Source organism: Arthrobacter sp. ov118, from assembly GCF_900116495.1.
Taxonomy (GTDB): domain Bacteria; phylum Actinomycetota; class Actinomycetes; order Actinomycetales; family Micrococcaceae; genus Arthrobacter.
In genome coordinates this window covers 265,003-285,798 of the sequence record NZ_FPAY01000002.1, presented here as the reverse complement: position 1 = coordinate 285,798, position 20,796 = coordinate 265,003, and the positions used below count along the sequence as shown (strand labels likewise).

Sequence of the window (20,796 nt, the reverse complement as noted above, 5' to 3'; positions counted from 1 at the left end):
CCGTGATCGGCCCCTGGTCGTGGCCCCGCAACGACACCGGGATGGCCCCTGTCTACGCTTGTGGCCCGGCCTCGTCAAGAGCCCTCAGCCGCGTCCGATCAGCCGCGTCCGATCAGTTCTGCCCGATCAGTTCTGCTACGAGATCGAGCTCTTCTTCGAAATTGTAGAAATGGACCGCCAACCGGATCCTGCCCTCACGGACCGACGCCACCACGTTGGCCTGGCGGAGCCGCGCCAGGACCGCCTCCGTTTCGGTCACCGGCACGGAGATGATGGTGGAGCGGTGCTCCACGGGGAAGGGCCGGAAGGCGGAGTCCTGCGCCGCCAGCGCTTCCACCAGGCGCTCGGTGAGCCGGGCGTTGCGGTCCAGCAAGTCCGTGATCCCAAAGCGGCCGAAGACGGCGAGCGCTGCCTGCTCGGCCAGGGCCGGAAACCACGCCAATGACGCATCGAGCTTCGACGCGGTGGGCGACAGGTCCATGTCCGGTCCGTAGAAACTTTCGGTCGGATTGCGGGCCGCTTTCCAGCCGGGCACGATCGGGCGCAGGCGGTCAAGCAGCCCGTGACGGACGTAGAGGTAGCCCATCCCCCTCGAGCCGAGCAGGAACTTGTGGCTGGCGGCCGCCAGGAAATCGACGCCGTCGCGCACCACGTCCAGCGGCACCGCGCCGGCCGCCTGGCAGGCGTCGACGAAGAACCACGCGCCGGAGCGGGCAGCCACCCGGCTGAGCGCCGGCAGGTCTGCCCGGTAGCCGGTGGCTGAGTGCACGGCGCTCACCGCGATCAGGCGCGTCCCGCCGTCGGCCGCGTGGCCGAACGCCGACGCCGACGCGCCGTCGCCGCCCGGCGCCACCGCACGGACCTCATAACCGCGCTCCCGGAGCAGCAGCCAAGGGAAGTAGTTCGAGCTGAACTCGTTCCCGGCGACCACGATGTTCTCGCCATGCTTCGCGGGCGGCAGGTTGGCGGCCACAATCCCTGCCGCGGTGCTCACAGCCGGAACGATGGCGATCTCAGCGGCCGTGCCGCCGACGATGTCCGCGAACATGGCCCGTGCGTCCTCCCCCGCCCGCTCGGCCTCCATCCAGTCGAACCGGCCGCTTGACCAGCGCTGGACCGCCAGCTCATACGCCGCCCTGGCGGGCGCGCAGCCAACATTCATAGACGCGGTGTTGAGGTAGATGGTGTCCTTGAGTCCGGGGAAGAGCCGGCGGAGCTCGGCAGCATCCATATGTATCAGTCCCTGATCAGCCGCCGGGATGCAATCCCTTGGCGTAGGCGGCCTGCCCCACGTGCTGCAGGCAATCGGCAATCATGCTGACCAGCCGCACCCCGAGCGTGACCGGCGGGTCCCAGCGGGTGTCGACAACGCGGTCGAGGTCCCCGTCACTCAGCGTCTTCAGAAATTCGACGCTCTGCCGGTGAACGGCGTCGTAGTACTCGAACAACAGCTCCGGCGGTGCCTGCACCGCGTCAACTTGCTTGCTCGAATGGCCGTAGCCGGTGTCGTGTTCGGACAGCGGCAGGTCGAAGCGGGCGGCGAATCCCTGCGAGGTCCAGACCTCTTGCAGCCCGGCGGCGGAGGCGAGCTGCGCGTCTTCGACCCGGCTCAGGTGCCAGACCAACCACGCCATCGAATTTCCGTTGCCCGCGGGCCGGCGGGCCAGGGCCTCTCCGTCGGCCCCTTTCAGCACGGCGGCCACGGTCTCATGGATCCGGCCGAAGGCATCCAGCAGCAGTTCGTTGGATTTCATCGAGTCTCCTCACTGGGCATCGTCTCGCTTGGCATCGTCTCGCTGGGCATGGTTGCTGCCCCCCATGCTGTCACGGTGGCAGCGCCGGCGGATAGAACTAGCATCCGTGGCCTGGTCTCCTGCCCCAAGTAGTTGCCGGATCAGCAGTTGGGCGAGTCAAACTCGTAGGCCCCAGAATCGGCAGCGGCCGTCCCGTTGCAGTCCCCGTCCTGGGGTACGGCGACGCCGGCCAGGTCGAAGGCTGTCGGGCTCGTTCCCGCCCGGTCGATTGCCGGACTGCTGCCGGTCAGGTGGAGATCGGAGGGTGCGTTCAGGAAGCGTGCCGGTGCAGTAGTGGAGGTGCTGTTCAGCACGACGTTGACCGGACCATTGAGGACATTCTGCCGTTCGGTCCAGCCCGAGCCGTTGATCCACAGCGAGTTCTTCACGCCTACCAGGATGTTGCCGCGGATCACCGTCGACGAAGGGCAGCTCGCGTGGCAGACGACGGCCTGGGACTGGGAACCGTTCAGATAAACGGTGTTGAACTCGAAAACAGTGCCGTTCGTGGGTCCAAATGAGGTCCCAGGTCCGCGGGCAATCAGCCCCTTGGCCTGGGTGCAGTTGGCGCCGCAGGTGGCACGGACCAGGTTGTAGCGGTAAGTGTTGCCGTCCGCAGTTCCAGTGGACCTTCCGATTTCGGAGAAGTTGTTGTTGTCCACGGCCACATTGTGATGAATGTTGTTCCGGTTGCCGTTGTAGATTTCGAAGGAACTGCCGTCGCGGGCGTAGTCGTAGGAAAATGCGTTGGAGCCGCTGATGGTATTGCCCGAAAACTCGTTGTCGTTGCCGTTGATCAGCACGCCGGAAGCGCCGGAGTCGTCATTGCAGTTCACTGCCTGGGCCGTTCCGCAGTTCGTGCCCCGCGTCAAGACGTTCATGATGGAGTTGTTCGTCAGCACGTTGCCGGTGTACTTCCCGAAGTCAGACCCGGATCCTGCCTTGATGCCCACGGCGTTGTTGGAGGCGCTGGAGTTCCGGACGGTGTCGTGGTCGCCGGTGATGCTGATGCCCGCATAGCCGCAGGACACGCCGCGGAGCCCGTCAACAATGGTGTAGTCGCCGTTGATCCTGATGCAGTTCCCTGATTTGCCGCCGGTGACCGTCGGGGCACTGCCGCTTCCGTAGCTGTTCAGGGTGATGGGAGCGGCAGCGGTGCCGCTCTGGCCGGTCACAACGCCTCCGGTCCAGGTGTCGCCCCGACGGAGACTGACGGTGTCGCCGGGTTTGAGGACGGTGGCGTTGATCTTGGCCAGCGACTTCCAAGGCGTTGAGCTTGAAGTGCCCGAATTGCTGTCGCTCCCGGCAGCACTGATGAAGTACGTGGTACCCGCCGCCTGGGCCGGCGACGGGAGTCCGGCCGTCAATCCGACGGCGAGGAGGGTGGCGACTACCGTTGCGCTGAGGGCATGGACCGAAACCCGTTTTTGGCTCATCCGCCGAATCTAGTGAGGGCAGGTTGCAAAAAGCTGTGGGAGCTACTGGTGGCTGTCGGACTTACTGCGCTGCCCGGACTTACTGCACTGCCTGGACGTACTGAACTGGGCTGCGCCGGATCTCACTTGACCGTCAGTGTTCCGTGCATGTTGGAGTGGTACTTGCAGTGGAAGGCGTACGTGCCCGGTTGCGAAGGGGCCGCGAACGTTGCCGTTCCGCCGTTTTCCTTGACTTCTACATCGAAGGAGGATCCGTCGTCGGCGGTCACCGTGTGCTCGGCGGTGTCCATGTTGGTGACGGTCACCTCCGCGCCGGGAGCGACCGACGTGGGGACCTTGTACTCGAAGTTGCTGATCGTGATGGCCACCGCGGCGGCGCTCGCCGTACCGCTTTCCGAGCCCATACCGGTTGAGCCCGCCGGCGATGACGGTTCCATCGACATGCTGGCAGAGCCACCTGCCGTTGTGGCGGGGGCCGACGGCGGCGTTCCCCCGCACCCGCTCGCACCGATCAAGACCGCAGCCAGTACCAGTGCAGTCCGTGTCCTCGTGTTTGTCATGGCATGCCGTCCTCGGCTGTGAAGGAGGCGGGGGAATCCGCCCGGGCTCCTTAATTCTGCGCCCGCCGCCAGTCAAAAGCACGGGCAATTCGTCACCCCAGGGTCACGTCTACGCCTTGTTGCTGGCCGGACCGGACGAAGGAGACCGCCACTTTAGCTCCGGCCGCCTGTTCCCGCGTTGCGGCCGTCAGCTCGGTTGCGTCGGTGACGCTGCGGCCACCGAGTTCGGTGATCACATCGCCGGCTTCCAGCCCGGCTTCGGCCGCCGCGGATCCAGGAGTCACCGCGGAAATCTCGGCTCCAGTGGTGAACCCGGATGCGCTGCCCGCGCTGTTGTCCGTGACGGAGACACCGAGTTGACCGTGCGTGGCCTTCCCGGTGGCGATGATTTCCTCGCCGACGCGCTTCGCGTCGTTGATCGGGATGGAGAAGCCGACGCCGATGTTGCCGGACTGGGCGTCGGAGGATGACGCTCCGGCCGAGGCGATCGCCACATTGACGCCGATGATCTCGCCTTGCGCGTTTACGAGGGCACCGCCGGAGTTGCCCGGGTTGATAGCGGCGTCCGTCTGGATGACGTTGATGCTGATGGAATCCTGGGTACTGCTGGTGCTGGAACCGGATGCCGAGGACGCGGTCTCAATCGTGCGGTTTGCTGCAGAGACGATGCCATTCGTGACCGTGCCGCTCAGTCCCAAAGGGGCTCCGATGGCGATGGCCGTGTCACCAACATTGACCTTGTCTGAGTCGCCCAAGGTCGCCGGTACCAGCCCGTCGGCCGTGATCTGGACGATTGCCAGGTCCGCCAGCGGATCCGTGCCGACAATGGTCCCCGGATACACGCTGCCGTCATTCGTGCGGACCTCGATGTCCGCGTTCGCAGCCTGACCGTCCAGGGTGACCACGTGCATGTTGGTCAGAATATGGCCCGAGGCATCCAAGATGATCCCCGATCCAGTACCTCCGGAACTGCCAGCACTTGCGCTGATGGTCACCACGCTGGCCGTTGCTTTCTGCGCGGCCGCAGTGACCGCGTTGACGCTGTCCAGATTGTTGACGATCACGGGCGTGTACTGAGCGGTTTGGGCAGGTGCAGATTCCGCGTGGACGCTATCCGGCATGACCGCGGTCACTCCCGCCACCGCGCCCCCGGCGAGCACGCCTGCACCGAGCAGGCAGGCGAGAAAGGCTCCAGCCCCAACCCTTCTCCTGGCTGTTGGACCGGTTGCCGTTACGCCAGTGTTCATGGTGGTGCTCCTTCAGTTCCGCTTCCGATGAGTTCGAAGCCGTAACCCCATCCTGTGATTCGGGCCTATCGCCCGCCTATCGCGCGGCTGTGAACGGACTGTGAGGGGAAATTCCGGAATTGAGCATGTGCCTTATCTCGAGTCCCCCGGCCCGTTCGGGGCCCCGGCCCGGTTCCACGAGCTGATGCAGGCCAGGCCCGCTGCCACGCCGGCGCTCAACCCAACGGCTCCCAGCCACATCGACACCGGCCACCCGATCCCTGTTGCCAGGGCAATGCCGATCAGCTGACCCGTCCAGATCAGTGCCACCGCCACCGCCGTGACCGCCGGCATCCGGCGCCGCAGCCAGTTCAATGGCATTCGGAAGAGCAAGGCGTCAACCACGACGGCGGCGACCGTAGCGCCTGCCGCGCCGGCGACGGCCGTCGGGCGGAACCCCGACATGGCCAAAGGCAGCCAGGCAACCACGGCCACGAGCAAGGTCACGATGCCCCGGGGCGGCCGACGGGATGCAGAGACCGCGTAGAGGAAGGGGACTGTGATCAGCGCCGTGGTCACCAGATAGCTGGCCAGTCCGAGGGCCGGCTGCACCTCCGCCTGCGTGTGCTCGGGGCTTCCGATCGGCGTTGGCAGATACGGGACGGCCGGGGCGGCCCGGACGAAAGCCGAACAATAAATGAGGAAGAAGGCGCCCAACCCGGTCATCAGGACAATCGCCAAGACTGCCGGAGCGGTCCATTCAAATGCGGCTGGGCGGCTGGCGGCCTGTGCGCTGCGAATGCCGGTGCCGAGGATCAGGGCGAGGCTGAACCCGAGAAGCAGATGGGTTGGGCTCACCAGCGCGTCAAGTGAAACTTCGATGCCCAGGATCTCGTGCCACGCCAGGTCCAGGACGCCCGCGACGCCGAAGAGGACGACGCCGAGGACCGTACCGCGGTATCCGGCCGGGATCGCGGCGGAGATAGGCTGCCCGGGCTCCCGGTTCCGCCAAATCACGGCGGCCGTCCACCCGGCCGTGGCCAGGAGGCCCGAATAGAGGGCCGCGTGCCACGGGGTGAAGAACGTCTCCAGCCCGGGAAGGTGCAGGTGAGCCCAGCCGTCCAGGAAGACCGCGAGGAGGAGCCAGATTCCGAGCAGCTCCGTCACGAGGTCTCGGCGTGCGCCCGCCCTGCGGGTCCGTGGTGCTGTCTCGACCATGATCGTTCTCCTCGCACTCCCCACTGGGCGTCAACGCCGACGACGGCGTTTGCGGGATTGCTCGCGGGATTGCCCGGCAGGCGGCTGCGCCGACAGGTTAAAGCTTGGACCCGACGACGGGCCACGGCTAGTACGTGATGAATCTCTCAGTCGCAGGGCGGAACTGCCCCACCGCCCGATCGGTCGGACATCTCTGGGCACCGCGGCTGCTACCGTCTCAAAGCCGCAGCATTTGAAGAATTATTTGGGCCGCGAGAACCTGTGGCTGGCCCACATATTCGGATTTTGTGCCCCTATCCCCTTCTTGGCAGAATTTGTGACTTGTGTGCGGACGACGTTTGTGCACCATTTCGCGGGAGCGCTTCCGTGAAGATTTCCAGCCACCACAGGGAGCACCATCCATGATTTCCGTCAGCCGGGTCTCGAAGAGCTACGGCTCCGGGACCACGGCGGTCCTGGCCCTTGACGACGTCTCGCTGTCCGTCGCCCGAGGCGAGATATTCGGCGTCGTCGGCCAAAGCGGCGCCGGGAAAAGCACGTTGATCCGAACGATCAATTCGCTGGAGCGGCCGGATTCGGGAAGCGTCACGGTCGACGGCCGTGAGATGACCACCCTGGCTGGCACCGAGTTGCGCCAGGCACGTCACAACATCGGCATGATCTTCCAGCACTTCAACCTGCTGAGCAGCAGGACCGTGCAGGCGAATGTGGAGCTCTCCCTCGAGATCACGGGCGTGGGCCGCGCGGCGAGGCGGACGCGGGCTCTCGAGATCCTCGAACTGGTGGGCCTCCACGGCAAGGCGGCCGCCTATCCCGCGCAGTTGTCCGGCGGGCAGAAACAGCGCGTCGGCATTGCCCGTGCGTTGGCATCCAACCCAACAGTGCTGCTCAGCGACGAGGCCACCTCGGCGCTGGATCCGGAGACCACGACGCAGATTCTTGATCTCATCCGCCAGCTCAGCAAGGATCTGGGACTGACGGTTCTGCTCATCACGCACGAGATGGATGTCGTGAAGAGGATCTGTGATTCCGCCGCCGTCATGAGCGGCGGCCGGATCCTGGAGCAAGGGCCCGTGGAAGACCTCCTGACCACAGAGAAATCCCTGCTGGGCCAGGCCCTGTTCCCCCTGGGAGAAATCCCGGAGACCTCCAGCGCCGTCGTCGAGATCACGTTCAACGGAGTCAAGACGGACCGGCCGGTGATCGCCCAACTGGCGCGCAAGCACCATATCGACGTCGGAATCCTGGGCGCCGCGGTTGAAACGATCCGCGGGCTCCAGACGGGACGCACGCGCCTCGAGCTGCCCGGCGACCAGCAGACTGTGGCTGCCGCCGTCGCGGATCTGCGCTCCCAGGGCCTATTCGTGGAGGTCATCAAGTGATCGACCGCAATGATCCGTACTTCTGGTCTGACCTCCTGGACACGATCCTCAAGAGCGCGGGCGAGACGTTCTACACCGTGGGCCTGAGCCTGCTGTTCACCGTCGTTTTCGGTCTGGCGGCCGGCGTCCTGCTCGTGACCACCGAGTCCGGCGGCCTGCTCTCGAAGCTCTTCGGCAGCCGGGCGCTCGGGTTCTGCGTGAACCGGGTCCTGGACGTTGTGGTGAACATCGGCAGGTCCGTCCCGTTCATCATCCTCATGATCCTGCTCATACCGTTCACCCGCCTGCTGGTCGGCTCCTTCATCGGACCTACCGCTGCGATTGTCCCGCTGACCATCGCCGGCATCCCCTTCTTCGCCCGCCTCGTGGAAATCGGCATCCGCGAAGTTCCCGTGGGGCTCGTCGAAGCTGCCCAGTCGCTGGGCGCCACCCGGTGGACCATCCTGACCAAGGTGATGGTCGCCGAGGCAGTCCCGGCGCTGGCGCTCGGGCTCTCCACCACCGTCGTGGGCCTCATCGGCTACTCGGCCATGGTGGGCGCCGTGGGCGGCGGCGGCCTCGGGGACGTCGCTTTCCGCTACGGCTACCAGCGCTACAGCCCGGAGTACATGTTCGGCGTCGTTATTCTCCTGGTCCTGCTGGTCCAGGTGTTCCAGTCCCTCGGCAACTTCGCGGCGCGGCGCCTGTCCCACCGGTAGCCGCCCGCCCCCGCCGCAATTCCTTCCCTGTATCACCTTCCATTCTGCGAAAGAGTTCCAATGTTCCGTGCACACATCCTGAAGACCGCCGTTACCGGCGTGGCCGCCATCCTCGCCCTGTCCGCCTGCGGCGCTAGCACCTCCACCTCGGCCGGGGCCACCGAGACCATCAAGGTGGGCGCGCTGGCGGTGCCGGCCGGCGACATGCTGAAGCAGGTCCAGCGGGAGCTCGCTCCCAAGGAGGGCCTGAACGTCGAGTACAAGGAATTCAGCGACTACAACACGCCCAACCCGGCTGTGAGCGACGGCGACATCGACGCCAACCTGTTCCAGAACACCACCTTCATGGAGACCTACAACAAGGCCTCGGGCAAGAACCTCGTCAGCGTGGGCAAGGTTTACCTGCCGCCGATGGCTCTGTACTCCAACAACGTGGCCAACCTGGGGGCGCTTCCCGACGGCGCCTCGGTAGCCATCCCCAACGACCCCACCAATGAGTCCCGCGCCCTGAAGCTGCTGGCGTCCAAGGGACTCCTCGAGGTCAGCGACAACCCGGTCACCCTCAAGGACGTCAAGGCCAACCCGAAGAACCTCAAGTTCACGGAGATCGAAAACGCCAGCCTGCCGCAGGCCCTTAACGACAAGGACGCTGCTATCGTGACGCTGGCGTTTGCCCTTCCCGCCGGCCTAAGCGCCGACAAGCAACTGCTGGTCGAGGGCAAGGACAGCGCCTACTACAACGTCCTGGCCGTGAAGGCGGAGATGAAGGATGATCCCCGCGTCCAGAAGCTGTACAAGATCCTGACCTCGCAGGACATGAAGGATTTCATCCAGACCAAGTTCAAGGGCCTCGTGATCCCGGCAAGCTGACCGGTCGACCGACCCAATACTGGTGCTGAACGGCCCCGCACGCGCCCGCGTGCGGGGCCGGGCTGCTGAGCGGGTGGTTGCCGGAGAATCGGCTTACTAGGTAGACTGGTCTACCTAGTAAGGGAGGGTTCCATGACCACACGCACCGAAAATGATGGCCGCCGCCAGTCCCCTGCACGGGCGCGGATCCTGAATGCTGCGGCGCAGCATTTCTACGCCGATGGCATTGCCGCGACCGGGATCGACGTGATCACCGCATCGGCGGGTGTGGCGAAGATGAGCCTGTACAACAATTTCGCGTCCAAGGCCGCACTCGTCGAGGCGTACATCGATGCCCGCCACGAGGAATGGCTGGGCCTCTATCAGGCCCGGCTCGCGGACGCTGCCACGGCGCAGGAGGCCGTCCTGGCCGTTTTCGATGCGTACATTGACCACGCCGCGGCCGCCTACAGCCACGGTTTCCGCGGCTGCGGCCTCCTGAATGCCGCGGCTGAACTCGGCGCGGATGACCCGGGGCGGACTGCGGTCCGCAACCACAAGGAGCACGTTGAGCGTCTGCTCATCGCACACCTGACGACTTTGACCGACCCGCTTGCGGCGCAGCGGTTGGCGGAACGGCTCAGCTTCCTGCTGGAGGGGGCGATGGCACGTGCGGGACTGGAGGGCGAGCCCACGCGGTTGCTCCATGCCCGGGACTTCGCCGCCGAGATGCTGGCCGCGCTGTGAAACGGGCCACCGGCGGAGTAGCCGCCATCCTGGTCACCTCGTTCTTGTGGGGCACGACGGGAACCGCCGCGACCTTTGCTCCCGACGCCGGCCCGCTGGCCATCGGAGCGGCCGCCCTTGGTGTTGGTGGGCTGCTGCAAGCGGTCATCGCTCTTCCCTCCTTGGCCCGCGCGCGTCAGGCGCTGCGCGCGCATGCCGGACTGGTGGCCATCGGGGCGCTGGCCGTGGCGATCTACCCGCTGGCGTTTTACAGTGCGATGCACCTGGGCGGGGTCGCAATCGGCACGGTCGTTTCGCTTGCGTCGGCGCCGCTGGCTTCAGGCATCCTGGAACGGGTCATCGAGCGCAGGCCGCTGAGCCGCTGGTGGATGCTGGCCGCGTTCCTCGGCGTCCTCGGCAGCGTCCTGCTGTGTCTGTCGCGGGCCGGCGAGCCGGCGGTCTCCGCGACGGCGACCCTGGCCGGCGTCGGGCTCGGGTTGCTGGCAGGAACCACCTATGCCCTGTATTCATGGGTGGTTCACCGGCTGATGCACCACCAGGTGGGGCGCGGGGCGTCGATGGGGGCGGTCTTCGGGGCCGGCGGGGCGCTCCTGATGCCCGTCCTACTGGTCACCGGGGCGCCGCTGGTCGCATCCGCGCAGTCGTTCGCCGTCGCAGCCTATATGGCCCTCGTGCCGATGTTTTTGGGGTATTTCCTGTTCGGCGTCGGACTCGCCCGGGTCCGCCCGAGCACGGCGACCACCCTGACCCTGACGGAACCAGCGGTCGCCGCGATCCTAGCGGTCGTCGTTGTGGGTGAACGGCTTGGGATCATGGGCTGGAGCGGGATGGCGATCCTCGCCGCGGCACTCGCGGTGTTGGCCTTCGCTCCGACGAACGTCACGCGTCCACGCGTTGTGGGGCGCCGTCCCGCAACGCCCGCTGACGTCCCGGAAGATGCCCTGCTCGCCGGCCCCGCGAGCCGGCCCGGCGCGGCAGACTCCCGGGGTTAGCGCATTCAGGCCGGCGTTGGCCGCCATGGCGATGGCGGCCTTCCTGGGAACCGGCAGTTGGCAAGCTCTCACCGACGCGCCCGGGACGCCGGACGCCGCCGCCGAAGCAAACCGAGCCCAGCCAAGAGAACCGGCCTGCGCGCCCCTGCCCGGAACGATGCACTAAGGTTGCTTACTATTGGTAGGCTTCCTGCGGGCTTCGACTGGAGATGGGACCACACATGACCGACCAGCAATCGCTCCCGGCCAACGACGGTGTGCGAGGCGAACTTCAACAGGACCGGTTCGTCGGCGACCAGGACCTGACGCGATGGAACAACCGGGCCGGACATTTCCTGGCGAGCGCCATGCACCGGGCCAGCAGCCTCCTCGGCCCGCACGGGGCGCTGATCCTGACGCTGGTGTTCGGTGCTGTCCTCGCTGCCTGCCTCACGGCGCTCTCGGCTCAGGTCTATGAAGCGGTGACGGAAGCCGACGGAGTAGCGGGGCTGGATCATCCGATGCTCGCCGCCGGCAAAAGTCTCCGCTCCCCCGGCCTCGACGTCCTCGTCACGGCCTACACCGACGTCGGCGGCACGATCGGCATGCCGATACTCGCCGTGGCTGCCGCAGTGGTGCTGTCTGTTCGCCGCCGCTCATGGACCCCTGCCATTCTCATCGTCGCGGCCGGGGCCGGTTCGCTGCTGATGACCATCGCTGGCAAACGGCTCATCGGCCGGACGCGTCCGGACCTCACCGACGCCGTTCCGCCGTACGAATACTCCGCCTCGTTTCCCAGCGGACACTCCCTGAACTCGATAGTCATCGCCGGGATCGTCGCGTATCTGGTGATTCTGCGGCTCAAGACAACCAGGGCCCGGATCCTGACCGCGGCAGCCGCTGCCGTTTTCGCCTTAACCATGGGCCTGAGCAGGGTGTATCTCGGGCACCATTGGCTGACCGACGTGCTCGCCGCCTGGACCCTCGGCGCTGCCTGGCTCACACTCATCATCACGGCACACCGCCTGTACCTGACGGTCAGGAAACAACGCGCCGCCGTGGTGGCCAACTCGATACCGTCTTAAAGCGGCCGACGATCCGCCGGAAATAGAGGGTTGGCCGGAGCAATGGCGCCCTCTAGCATGGAGGCCAAGGAGGGACGCCATGCCGGATCTTAGCTGGAACCATGAGCTGGTGGACCAGCTCGACTGGCATTTCTCCCATCAGGCACGGCCGCGGCTGGACGGGCTGACGGACGAGGAGTATTTCTGGGAACCCGTTCCCGGCTGGAGTGTCCGGCGCAGGGGCGAGTCACGCATGCCGGACGCCCCGGGCGCGGGTGATTTCACCATTGACTTCAGCTACCCGGAGCCGGTGCCAGCCCCGGTAACGACGATTGCCTGGCGGCTCAGTCACATCCTGGTCGGCGTCCTGGGGGCGCGTACGGCCTCGCACTTCGGCGGTCCTGCCGTGGATTACCAGACCTTCGCCTACTCCGGGACGGCTGCGGAGGCACTTGCACGGCTCGATGAGGCCTACCTCCGGTGGATCCAGGGCGTGAAAGGGCTTGGCGAGGACGGTTTGGCAGCTGCGTGCGGGCCGGCCGAAGGTCCGTACGCCGATGCCCCGATGGCTGCGCTGGTGCTGCACATCAACCGGGAGATGATCCACCACCTGGCCGAGATCGCACTGCTCCGGGACCTTTATGCGCATCGCCAGTTCCTGGGCGGCAGCCCGCCGTCGAACTGACGGTCCGTTGCGGACCGCCGGTTGAGCCGTCGCCGAGCCGTCGCCGTCGTCGTCGCCGTCCAGTCGGTCTTACCGGTCCCGCCCTGACTTGAGGTCAAGGGCTTCGAGGAGCCGCCTGACCGAACCGCCGAGGTTCCACTCGCTGGCGAGGCGCTCAAGCTCCGCCCTCGAATCACCGGCGACTGGGTGCAGCTGCGCGCCAGCCTCCTGGAGTGTCGGCAGTTCGAGGTCGCGCACCACCCTCACGACGGCGGGCGCGACCTTGAGGTAGTCCGCGGCGGCGGCGAGCTTGGACCGCGCCGCTGCGGACAGACCGCCGTCTGCATCCGCCGCTGCCTCCAGCAGCCAGTCGAGGGTGCCGTATTCTCCCAGCAGCGCGGCGGCGGACTTCTCGCCGATGCCGGCCACGCCGGGCAGCCCGTCGGACGTGTCGCCGCGGAGGGTCGCGTAGTCGGCATACTGCTGGGGCAGCACGCGGTACTTTCCGACTATGACTGCGTCGGTCACCACTTCGAGGTTCCTCATGCCGCGGGCGGTGTAAATCACCCGCACCTGGCGGGCGTCGTCGACGATCTGGAACAGATCGCGGTCGCCCGTGACCACGTCGACCGGAAGCTCGGCATGGCTGGCGTAACTGCCCACGACGTCGTCCGCCTCGTGTTCGGCGGCCCCGACGACGGCGATGCCGGCGAGGTCGAGCACGGTGCGGATCATCGGAATCTGCGCTTCAAGGGCGTCCGGCACGACTTCCACGTCAGGGGCACCGGCAACCGTTGCTGCGACTCGATGCGACTTGTAGGTCGGGATGAGGTCGACGCGCCACTGCGGACGCCAGTCATCGTCCCAGCACGCCACGAGATCCGTCGCGTGGTAGTCGGTGACAAGCCGCGCGATCATGTCGAGCAGGCCGCGGACGGCGTTCACCGGCGTCCCGTCGGCGCGGCGGATCGTGTCCGGCACGCCATAAAAGGCGCGAAAGTACAGAGACGCGGTGTCGAGCAGCATCAGTCGCTGGGTCATAACTGATCCTGACACAGATGTGCCCGCGGCCGGCACCCTATCCCATCGGGCCCGGAGCCCCTATTCTCTTGCCATGACAGATGGGAGCAATATCCAACGAGAGGAATCGCGCCAGCGCGCGCGGGCGGCTCGTGAATACCGATAGCGCCCGGCCGCAGGACAATTACGACGCCTTCCTGTCGAGGCTGGACGCCGCCACATCCAGCCTGAGCGCCCGGGCCGGGTCGCTGGACAAGGCTTTGGCGGGGGTCACTTTGCTCTTGGAACCGTATGAATCTGCCGTCCGGCAATGGGAACGGCGGCGCCTCTACGTGAATGGCCGGCTCGCCGCGCACTCCGGGTCACCGCAGTCCTACACCGCGCTGTGCGAGCTCCACGTCGTGGCAGGAAAGATGGAATCGATGTTCCGGGGCCGGGTCGAGCGCCTGAAAGAACAGCTCGCGGTGATGCAGGCGCGTCGCGAGGCCATCGACAAGTCACTCCTGGAGCTTGAATTGAGCAAAATCAAGCTGAATGCTTCCCGAATGCTGTCGCAGGACCGCGAAAAGTTGGGCAGCATCTTTTCTGCACTTTCCGGTTCAACCGTTGCCCCCTCGGCCCTTCCAGACATGGGCCTGCTGGGCGATCTCAAGGAAGCACGCGAGGCAGTCATTCTGGCCGAAGCGCTGATGGAAGTGAAGGGCTACTAATCATGGGAAGTTCACCAATCCACGAGCCCCGCAAGAACAAGGTCGCCCTTGTGCGTTGGACAACGAAACCCGGCGACAACCCCGTAACAAGGTTCGTCGTGTTCTTTATCGGCGTTTTTGCCTTGTGCCTGATCCTGATGATGTTCATACCCATTCTCCGCAGTTTCGGTGCTGTCGTGTTGTTCACGGTCTTCTTCGCGACCCTTATGACGATTCCTACAGTCTCGGACCAGCGAAGGCTCATGCAGGGGCTAACCAAGCGGGTGAACGACACCGTCGCCGAGGTGACCAACACCCCGGCCGACCAGTTGTCCGTCAAGGAATTCCGCCGCATGGTCAAAAGCGGTGAGCAGCTTCCGCTCCTCGTCAGCGGCGTGCCCGGGTTGAACCTTCATATGGAACGGGTGGCAATGGCCGGGAAGAATTCTCCGGAGAGGTGGCTTGCGGTCCTCACTGTGGTCCCTCCGGAGAACGGGACCGCGAGTTTCGACCGCCTGGTAGCCGCGGCCATCGGACCAGGCTCCGGTACCACGAGGGCAAATCCCTCCTAGCACCTGGGCTCCAGGAGCATCGGTCATTGGCATATTGGTCGTCGACATTGATAACCAAGAAAGGCCCCATGATGATCGAATACAAAATTCCGGCGGCGGAACGAATGGCCGCTTCGATCAGACGGCGGGAGGACACCGGTGATTGGGCAACATTTCCACGGTCCCCTGCGTCGAACAGCGGTCGCCGTCGCACTGGCGGCAGCGAGTGCCGGCGCAATCAGCGGGACGGCGCAGGCCGCCCCCGACGAAGACGAGCCCCGCTACTCGGCGGGCGCTCCCGGCAGCGGCGATGAATACTTCCCGTTCGCCGGCAACGGCGGGTACGACGTCCTGCATTACGACCTCGCCCTCCGCTACACGCCGCCAGCCAATCCGGCGGTGCTCGCGGGCCAGCTCCGCGGCGTGGCTACGATCACCCTCCGCGCGAAGCAGGACCTGAAGTCGCTCAACTTGGACCTGCGCGGCCTAGGCGTCACGTCGGTCCGGGACGACGGCAAGGACGCCAAATGGTCCCAGGTGCAGGACGACGCGAACCGCATCTGGGAACTCACCATCGGGCTGCGGCCAAAGCTGAAGGCCGGGCGGACGACGACGATTGCCGTCGAGTACAGCGGGTCCACCGGCAGACCGCTCGACACCTCGGGTGCGCTGTACGGGTGGGTCACCAGCGCTGACGGCGCGATGGTGGTCAACGAGCCCGAGGGCGCAGCGACCTGGTATCCGGTGAACGACGACCCGGAAGACAAGGCAACCTACACCTTCCGCATCACGGTGCCGGCAGGCAAGACTGCCGTCGCGAACGGCCTGCCTGTTGGCCGGCCGGCGACCAAGGCCGGGTGGACGACGTGGACGTGGAAGGCGTCGGACCCGATGGCCAGCTACCTGTCGACGGCGAGCGTCGGCGACTTTGCCCTGTCGTACGACGTCGGTCCGCGCGGCCTGCCGATCATCAACGCAATCGACGCGGGCGTGACGGGCGCGGCTTTGGACCAGACGAAGGCCTCCCTCGCGCTGCAGCCGAAGATGATCGCCTTCTTGGAGGGCGTGTTCCGGCGCTACCCGTTCGAGGCTTTTGGAGCGATTGTCGACGACGACGGCGTCGACTACGCGCTGGAGACGCAGACGCGGCCGGTGTATTCGCTGGTCGCGGATGACGCCTCAGTGGTGCACGAACTGGCGCACCAGTGGTTCGGCGATGCGGTCAGCGCGTCCGACTGGCAGGACATCTGGCTAAACGAGGGGTGGGCGACCTACGTCGAGTGGCTGTGGGCCGAGCACCAAGGCACGGCAACGATGTCGGGGCAGTTCGCGGACGCCGTGGCATACCTGGATGCGAACAACCGCTGGGCGCTCAACATTGCTGACCCGGGTCGCGGCAACTTGTTCGAGGCCCAGGTTTATTTCCGCGGTGCCGCTGCTCTCCACGCGTTGCGCGTGAAGATCGGCGACGCGGCGTTCTTCGCGGGCGCCCGGTCGTGGCTGAGCCGCTACAACGACTCGACGGCGACGACGGAAGACTTCGAGGAGGTCATGGAAAAGGCCTCTGGCCGGCAGCTTGACGCTTTCTTCGACGACTGGCTGCGCGAGGGCGACCGCCCGACGATGCCGTAGCGGGGCAGCGCGCCCTTGCCTGGCAGCCGGTTACGGCGCCATGATGACGAAGCCGGCCGGACCGACGTCGATGCTGATCGCCAGACCGTTCCGTCCCTCAGCGGCCACCTCTGATCCCTGCTGGCCCTGCTCGGTCGAATAGGCGCACTGGAACTTGTCACCTATGGAGTGCAGGCCGGCGTCGATGGTCACCCAGGCTGCTCTGCGGGACACGACGTCGGTGTTCATGGCACAGACGACCTCCCGGTTCGCGATGATCCGGCTCCAGGCCACGACGGATGTCATACGTCCCGGGCCGATGCGGGTTGGATACCAAAAGCTGATTCCGTCCTCGGAGATGGGGCGCAGGTACTGCCGGCCGCGGCGGAGCGCGAGATCGTTTCTCCGTATGGCCAGAATGTTGGCGAGCTGCATGTACACCTCCGCCGACTCGTCAAAGAAGTGCCGGCCGCGGCTCCGGAATGAGCCGAAGTTACCGCCGAACATTGCTTCGCGTATGTACCGGTCCGCCTTGAAGTCGGTGGCAGGGTGCGGATCAGCCGCCGTCGGGAACTTTCCGTCGAACCGCTGTTCGCTGCCGTAATAGATGCAAGGGATGCCGAGCGTCGTCGCGTTCATGGCTAGCACGGCGAGCTCCAGTGCACTCCCCTCCTGGTCCGAGGCGAAGCGCGCCTTGTAGCTTCTGCCCATGCGCACCAGGTCGTGGTCATCAAAGTTGGTGACGACGTGGTTGCGGAACCAGGTGTGGGATGCCTTATCGACCTGGTAGGAGTTGCGGAAGAGGTCGAAGTAGTTTTGGGGATTGGTCCACCCCTTCACTGTGTCAACCATTTGTCCCTGAACGTCTGCCAGGCCCAAGGCCGCGTCGAGCCCGGTTTCGTCCCGTATCTCGACGGCGTCCTCCCGGCTGCCGGTGATCTCTCCGACCAGAAGAAATGAGTCCTTGCCAAGAGTCTGGGAGAACTCATGAATGGCGGAAGCAAAGTAACGCATGGCGCCGCGGTCCATGTGTTTGACGGTGTCCACCCGGAAGCCGTCCACGTCCGCGTACGCAATCCAGTATTGGTATGCCTCGGTCAGGACCTGCATTGCCGCCGACGGCGTGTAGTCATCCACCGGCCCGGTTCCCTGATGGATGTCTTTGAGCCCCTCGAAGTCCCCTTCAGTGGTCTCCGGCACGTGGTCCCAATTGCCGATCTTCCCCTTACGGGTGAAGACTCCGTCGGCCTGCAGTTCTTTCGGCCAGACGGCCGCGTCCGTGTCGGCTGGATTGACCGGCGTGGGGAACGGGAGGCTGGGGACGCCACTTCCGTCCCGCCAGCCCGCCACCGGAAACGTGTCACCGTTCCACATGGGCTCGTAAAATCGTCCGGTGTTCGGATCGACGGTGTCGTATTGGAAGACGTCGGCGGAATGGTTGAGGATCACGTCGAGGATGACGTTCAGCCCGGCCGCGTGGGCGGCATCCACCAGGTCTTTGAAGTCCTGCGCCGTGCCGAAGTGCGGGTCCACTTCGAGGAAGTTCTGCGTGCCGTAGCCGTGGTAATCGTCCACCCCGGGTCGCTGGCGGAGTACGGGGCTGATCCAGAGTGATGTCACACCGAGCCTCTTCAGGTAGCCGATTTTGGATTGGATGCCTTTAAGGGTTCCGCCAAGCCACTGAGCGCCGGCGGACTGCCAATTCTGTATGTCAGCCTGGGTCTGCACGGCGTTGCCCGCGTCCCCCGGTGAAAACCGCTGGGTGGTGCCGTGGATGATTTGGCCGGCAACGTCCTTGTAGCCGTCTTCGTTACCGTCGGAGAACCGGTCGATCAGAAGGAAGTAGATCACCTGGTCCGACCAGTCGCGGGGTGAAGCGTGGTAGTGGTTCTGCTTGAGGAGCTGCACCCACGGGATGTCGTTGATCGAGATCATGGTGTCCTTCTTCAGGTTCTCGTCCGATATTCGAAAGACCGTCGAACTGCACAATGAGCCAAGTATGGGGAACTCCGCCGGAGCGCGGAAGGGGCCTTGGGACTACGATTCTGCCTGTGGGCCAAGCACCCCGTGATCCGCACAAGCGGGGACAGATGAGAGCGAGGGATGCGCTATGACCGGAGGGACAAGGCTGAGCGGTCCGCACTGGCGGCGAGTGATGGCAGCGCTCGCCAATAACGACGCGCGGACCGCCTACGCGCAAATAGTGCTCGGCGCCAGACTCCTCGACGTGGCTGCTGATCTGAATGACCACCGGCGAAACCGGGCCATCGCCGTCCTGCTCGAGTCCGGGCTCGTCGAACGGAATGCTGCCAATGAACTTGAGGCGTCTGAGGCGATCTTCCGCGACCTGCTCACCCAGCAACCCCGGCGGCAGGCGCAAACCGGACTGGCCCGCTTCATGCGCCTCGGCAGGATCGAGAGGTATCCAGCCAACATGGCGGAACGGCGGGAGCTGCTGGCCTGGATCGTCAGCGAAGCCATCGAGCCGGGCGAACACCTAACGGAAAAGCAGGTCAATGAACGGCTCCTCAGTTATGCCGACGACGTCGTGATGCTGCGCCGCTACATGATCGACTTCGGACTATTGGTACGAACGCCCTCCGGCTCCTCCTACTCGCGGCACGACGAAACATAGGTTCCGAAGCGGACGTTGGCACAGCGTGTCCAGTCCCGTCCGAGCGCCGCCTCAACGCAGAAGGTGCGGGGTGGCTTTTCCTGCCGCTGGATTCGCCGGACATCCGCGCAGACGTCGCCGCAGCGGCTGCCTAAGCCGGTGACGCGAGCAACATGGTGCTCTAACAGAACCGTCCGCTCCCGGCGTCGGCTGCTTCATATGCGCGCCGTAAGGTGGCGATTTTCGGGCCTATCCCTGCGGTCTGGACAGTGGCCGGAGGCGGGAGGAAACTTCACATTGTGGGGGGCTCTTTTGGAAGGAGCCTTAGATGGCCTGGCATATTGAAGGTACATATTTCGAGAACTGTAATTGCGACATGATTTGCCCTTGCACGACCTCCGGGATGACGGCATCGGCGGACAATGACCGTTGTCTCGTGGTCTTGGCGTTCCATGTTGATACCGGTGACGTGAACGGCGTCGACGTCGGCGGTCTGACGGTTTGCGTCGTTGCGGATACACCGGCCGTGATGAGCGATGGCGGCTGGAAGGTCGGCGTTTTGATGGATTCGGCCGCGTCAGCCGGGCAGGCCGAGGCGCTTGGTGCGGTATTCGGCGGCCAACTCGGCGGCCCGATGCAGGGGCTGGGACCGCTGATTGGCGAAATGGTCGGGATGGACTCATTGGACGTGGCCTACTCCGACGACGGGAGGCGGCATCAGGTCCGGATCGGCAAGGTCGTGGACATGACTGTGGAGGACTTCCTTTCGCCGCTGGACGCCACAGAACGCGGGGTGCGCGTCAGCGGTGTTGGATTCCCGGCGGACACTTTGGCGGCTGGCCGGTCCGTTGCTTCGCGCGGCGATGTATTTGGAATGACCTGGGACTACACGGGGAAGAACTCGTTCTCGGCCCCGTTTGCCTGGTCGGCATAAAGTGTCGGGGCGCACGTATCTCGCGGCGAGCCACCGCGCCTCGCTATTCGCCTTGGTAGGGTGCGCCCTCCTCGCCTGGTATTTCACGATCGCGGGCTTCGCCGGCATGCCTGCAGGCCAGGGGTCGATGGTAGTCGGCCTGGCGGGGTTTCTCGCGGCATGGACGCTGATGATGGTGGCCATGATGTTGCCCGCGCTGGCCCCGCTCACGTCAATGTACCTCAGGTCCATTAGCGCAGTGCCCAGCAGCAGGGTGAGGGCGGTCCGCACGGTGGCATTACTTTGCGGCTACCTTGCGACGTGGATCGGGTTCGGCGTCTTTGCCTACGTGGCTTCTGTTTTCTCCACGATGCTGGCCGCGGACGCGCCGGATATCGCTTCTTGGGTCGGCGCCGGACTGATACTTGCAGCTGGGGTTTACCAGCTCACCCCAGCCAAGGATTTTTGTCTAGGACACTGCCGCTCCCCGATGGCGTTCCTGCTGCACGTGTCCGGATACAAGGGGCGGTTTCGCGATGTGCGAGTCGGCCTTTACCACGGGCTGTATTGCATCGGCTGCTGCTGGGGACTGATGATCGTTCTCGTTGCTGTGGGCGTGATGAACCTAGCGTGGATGGCGGTGCTCACGGCGACCATCCTGCTGGAGAAGACCTGGAAACACGGCGGCGCTTTCAGTCGGTTTACCGGGGCGTCGCTGATAGTTTTCGCGTTCTTCGTGCCCGCGCACCCATGGCTGTTGCCCGGACTTTACATGAGCCCGGCCATGTGA

21 protein-coding genes are annotated in these 20,796 nt (G+C 65.2%); 13 read left to right on the top strand and 8 right to left on the bottom strand.

The features are described 5' to 3' along the window. Positions 1-112: 112 nt before the first annotated feature. The 6 genes from BM372_RS06735 to BM372_RS06710 all read right to left on the bottom strand — a co-directional run bounded on the left by BM372_RS06735 (position 113) and on the right by BM372_RS06710 (position 6,233). Positions 113-1,231: an aminotransferase class V-fold PLP-dependent enzyme gene (locus tag BM372_RS06735; RefSeq protein ID WP_090953435.1), complete on the bottom strand. Its 1,119-nt coding sequence runs from the start codon at positions 1,229-1,231 to the stop codon at positions 113-115. A 16-nt stretch (positions 1,232-1,247) separates the two neighbouring features. Beyond that, complete coding sequence (locus BM372_RS06730) at positions 1,248-1,754, bottom strand: mycothiol transferase (RefSeq protein ID WP_090953433.1); 507 nt, start codon at positions 1,752-1,754, stop codon at positions 1,248-1,250. Positions 1,755-1,894: 140 nt separating this feature from the next. After that, a complete protein-coding gene (locus BM372_RS06725; RefSeq protein ID WP_177235920.1) occupies positions 1,895-3,229 on the bottom strand; it encodes a choice-of-anchor Q domain-containing protein in 1,335 nt (444 codons plus the stop codon). 122 nt (positions 3,230-3,351) lie between these two features. After that, positions 3,352-3,672 carry a cupredoxin domain-containing protein gene (locus tag BM372_RS06720; protein ID WP_218160853.1) on the bottom strand — a complete coding sequence of 107 codons (321 nt, stop codon included), beginning with the start codon at positions 3,670-3,672 and terminating at the stop codon, positions 3,352-3,354. A 209-nt stretch (positions 3,673-3,881) separates the two neighbouring features. After that, on the bottom strand, positions 3,882-5,036 hold the full coding sequence (locus BM372_RS06715; RefSeq protein ID WP_090953428.1) for a S1C family serine protease: 1,155 nt from the start codon (positions 5,034-5,036) through the stop codon (positions 3,882-3,884). 132 nt (positions 5,037-5,168) lie between these two features. Further along, positions 5,169-6,233 (bottom strand): hypothetical protein, encoded by a 1,065-nt coding sequence (locus BM372_RS06710; RefSeq protein ID WP_090953426.1) that lies wholly within the window; start codon positions 6,231-6,233, stop codon positions 5,169-5,171. Positions 6,234-6,634: 401 nt separating this feature from the next. Here BM372_RS06710 and BM372_RS06705 point away from each other — a divergent pair, with 401 nt between their 5' ends. The 7 genes from BM372_RS06705 (at position 6,635) to BM372_RS06675 (ending at position 12,629) form a co-directional block, all read left to right on the top strand. Then, the gene (locus tag BM372_RS06705) at positions 6,635-7,615 is read left to right on the top strand and encodes a methionine ABC transporter ATP-binding protein (RefSeq protein ID WP_090953425.1); all 981 of its coding nucleotides are present in this window, start codon (positions 6,635-6,637) and stop codon (positions 7,613-7,615) included. Then, positions 7,612-8,313: a methionine ABC transporter permease gene (locus tag BM372_RS06700; RefSeq protein WP_090953423.1), complete on the top strand. Its 702-nt coding sequence runs from the start codon at positions 7,612-7,614 to the stop codon at positions 8,311-8,313. Before BM372_RS06705 ends, BM372_RS06700 begins: the two co-directional genes overlap by 4 nt. Positions 8,314-8,373: 60 nt before the next feature. Continuing rightward, positions 8,374-9,183 (top strand): MetQ/NlpA family ABC transporter substrate-binding protein, encoded by an 810-nt coding sequence (locus BM372_RS06695; protein WP_090953421.1) that lies wholly within the window; start codon positions 8,374-8,376, stop codon positions 9,181-9,183. A 132-nt stretch (positions 9,184-9,315) separates the two neighbouring features. Then, positions 9,316-9,909, top strand: a complete 594-nt coding sequence (locus BM372_RS06690; RefSeq protein ID WP_090953420.1) for a TetR/AcrR family transcriptional regulator — start codon at positions 9,316-9,318, stop codon at positions 9,907-9,909. Next, entirely contained in the window at positions 9,906-10,901 is a 996-nt protein-coding gene (locus BM372_RS06685) for a DMT family transporter (RefSeq protein WP_090953418.1), read from the top strand. Before BM372_RS06690 ends, BM372_RS06685 begins: the two co-directional genes overlap by 4 nt. Positions 10,902-11,122: 221 nt before the next feature. After that, positions 11,123-11,965, top strand: coding sequence for a phosphatase PAP2 family protein (locus BM372_RS06680; protein ID WP_090953416.1), 843 nt, complete (start codon positions 11,123-11,125; stop codon positions 11,963-11,965). Positions 11,966-12,044: 79 nt separating this feature from the next. After that, positions 12,045-12,629 (top strand): DinB family protein, encoded by a 585-nt coding sequence (locus BM372_RS06675; RefSeq protein WP_090953415.1) that lies wholly within the window; start codon positions 12,045-12,047, stop codon positions 12,627-12,629. Between the two features lie 69 nt (positions 12,630-12,698). Here BM372_RS06675 and BM372_RS06670 read toward each other — a convergent pair whose 3' ends face one another. Next, complete coding sequence (locus BM372_RS06670) at positions 12,699-13,649, bottom strand: 5'-3' exonuclease (protein WP_177235919.1); 951 nt, start codon at positions 13,647-13,649, stop codon at positions 12,699-12,701. 131 nt (positions 13,650-13,780) lie between these two features. Here BM372_RS06670 and BM372_RS06665 point away from each other — a divergent pair, with 131 nt between their 5' ends. From BM372_RS06665 to BM372_RS06655, 3 genes are all read left to right on the top strand, one after another. After that, positions 13,781-14,338, top strand: a complete 558-nt coding sequence (locus tag BM372_RS06665) for a hypothetical protein (protein WP_090953413.1) — start codon at positions 13,781-13,783, stop codon at positions 14,336-14,338. Positions 14,339-14,340: 2 nt separating this feature from the next. Continuing rightward, positions 14,341-14,889 (top strand): hypothetical protein, encoded by a 549-nt coding sequence (locus tag BM372_RS06660; RefSeq protein ID WP_090953411.1) that lies wholly within the window; start codon positions 14,341-14,343, stop codon positions 14,887-14,889. A 138-nt stretch (positions 14,890-15,027) separates the two neighbouring features. Continuing rightward, positions 15,028-16,500: a M1 family metallopeptidase gene (locus tag BM372_RS06655; RefSeq protein ID WP_256214078.1), complete on the top strand. Its 1,473-nt coding sequence runs from the start codon at positions 15,028-15,030 to the stop codon at positions 16,498-16,500. A 30-nt stretch (positions 16,501-16,530) separates the two neighbouring features. Here the strand turns inward: BM372_RS06655 and BM372_RS06650 are convergent, their stop codons facing one another. Continuing rightward, the gene (locus BM372_RS06650; protein ID WP_218160852.1) at positions 16,531-18,468 is read right to left on the bottom strand and encodes an alpha-amylase family glycosyl hydrolase; all 1,938 of its coding nucleotides are present in this window, start codon (positions 18,466-18,468) and stop codon (positions 16,531-16,533) included. Between the two features lie 121 nt (positions 18,469-18,589). Here BM372_RS06650 and BM372_RS06645 point away from each other — a divergent pair, with 121 nt between their 5' ends. From BM372_RS06645 to BM372_RS06635, 3 genes are all read left to right on the top strand, one after another. Beyond that, the gene (locus BM372_RS06645) at positions 18,590-19,114 is read left to right on the top strand and encodes a DUF2087 domain-containing protein (protein WP_090953407.1); all 525 of its coding nucleotides are present in this window, start codon (positions 18,590-18,592) and stop codon (positions 19,112-19,114) included. Positions 19,115-19,421: 307 nt separating this feature from the next. Then, a complete protein-coding gene (locus BM372_RS06640) occupies positions 19,422-20,027 on the top strand; it encodes a DUF1326 domain-containing protein (protein ID WP_090953405.1) in 606 nt (201 codons plus the stop codon). 1 nt (position 20,028) lies between these two features. After that, positions 20,029-20,796: a DUF2182 domain-containing protein gene (locus BM372_RS06635; protein ID WP_090953403.1), complete on the top strand. Its 768-nt coding sequence runs from the start codon at positions 20,029-20,031 to the stop codon at positions 20,794-20,796.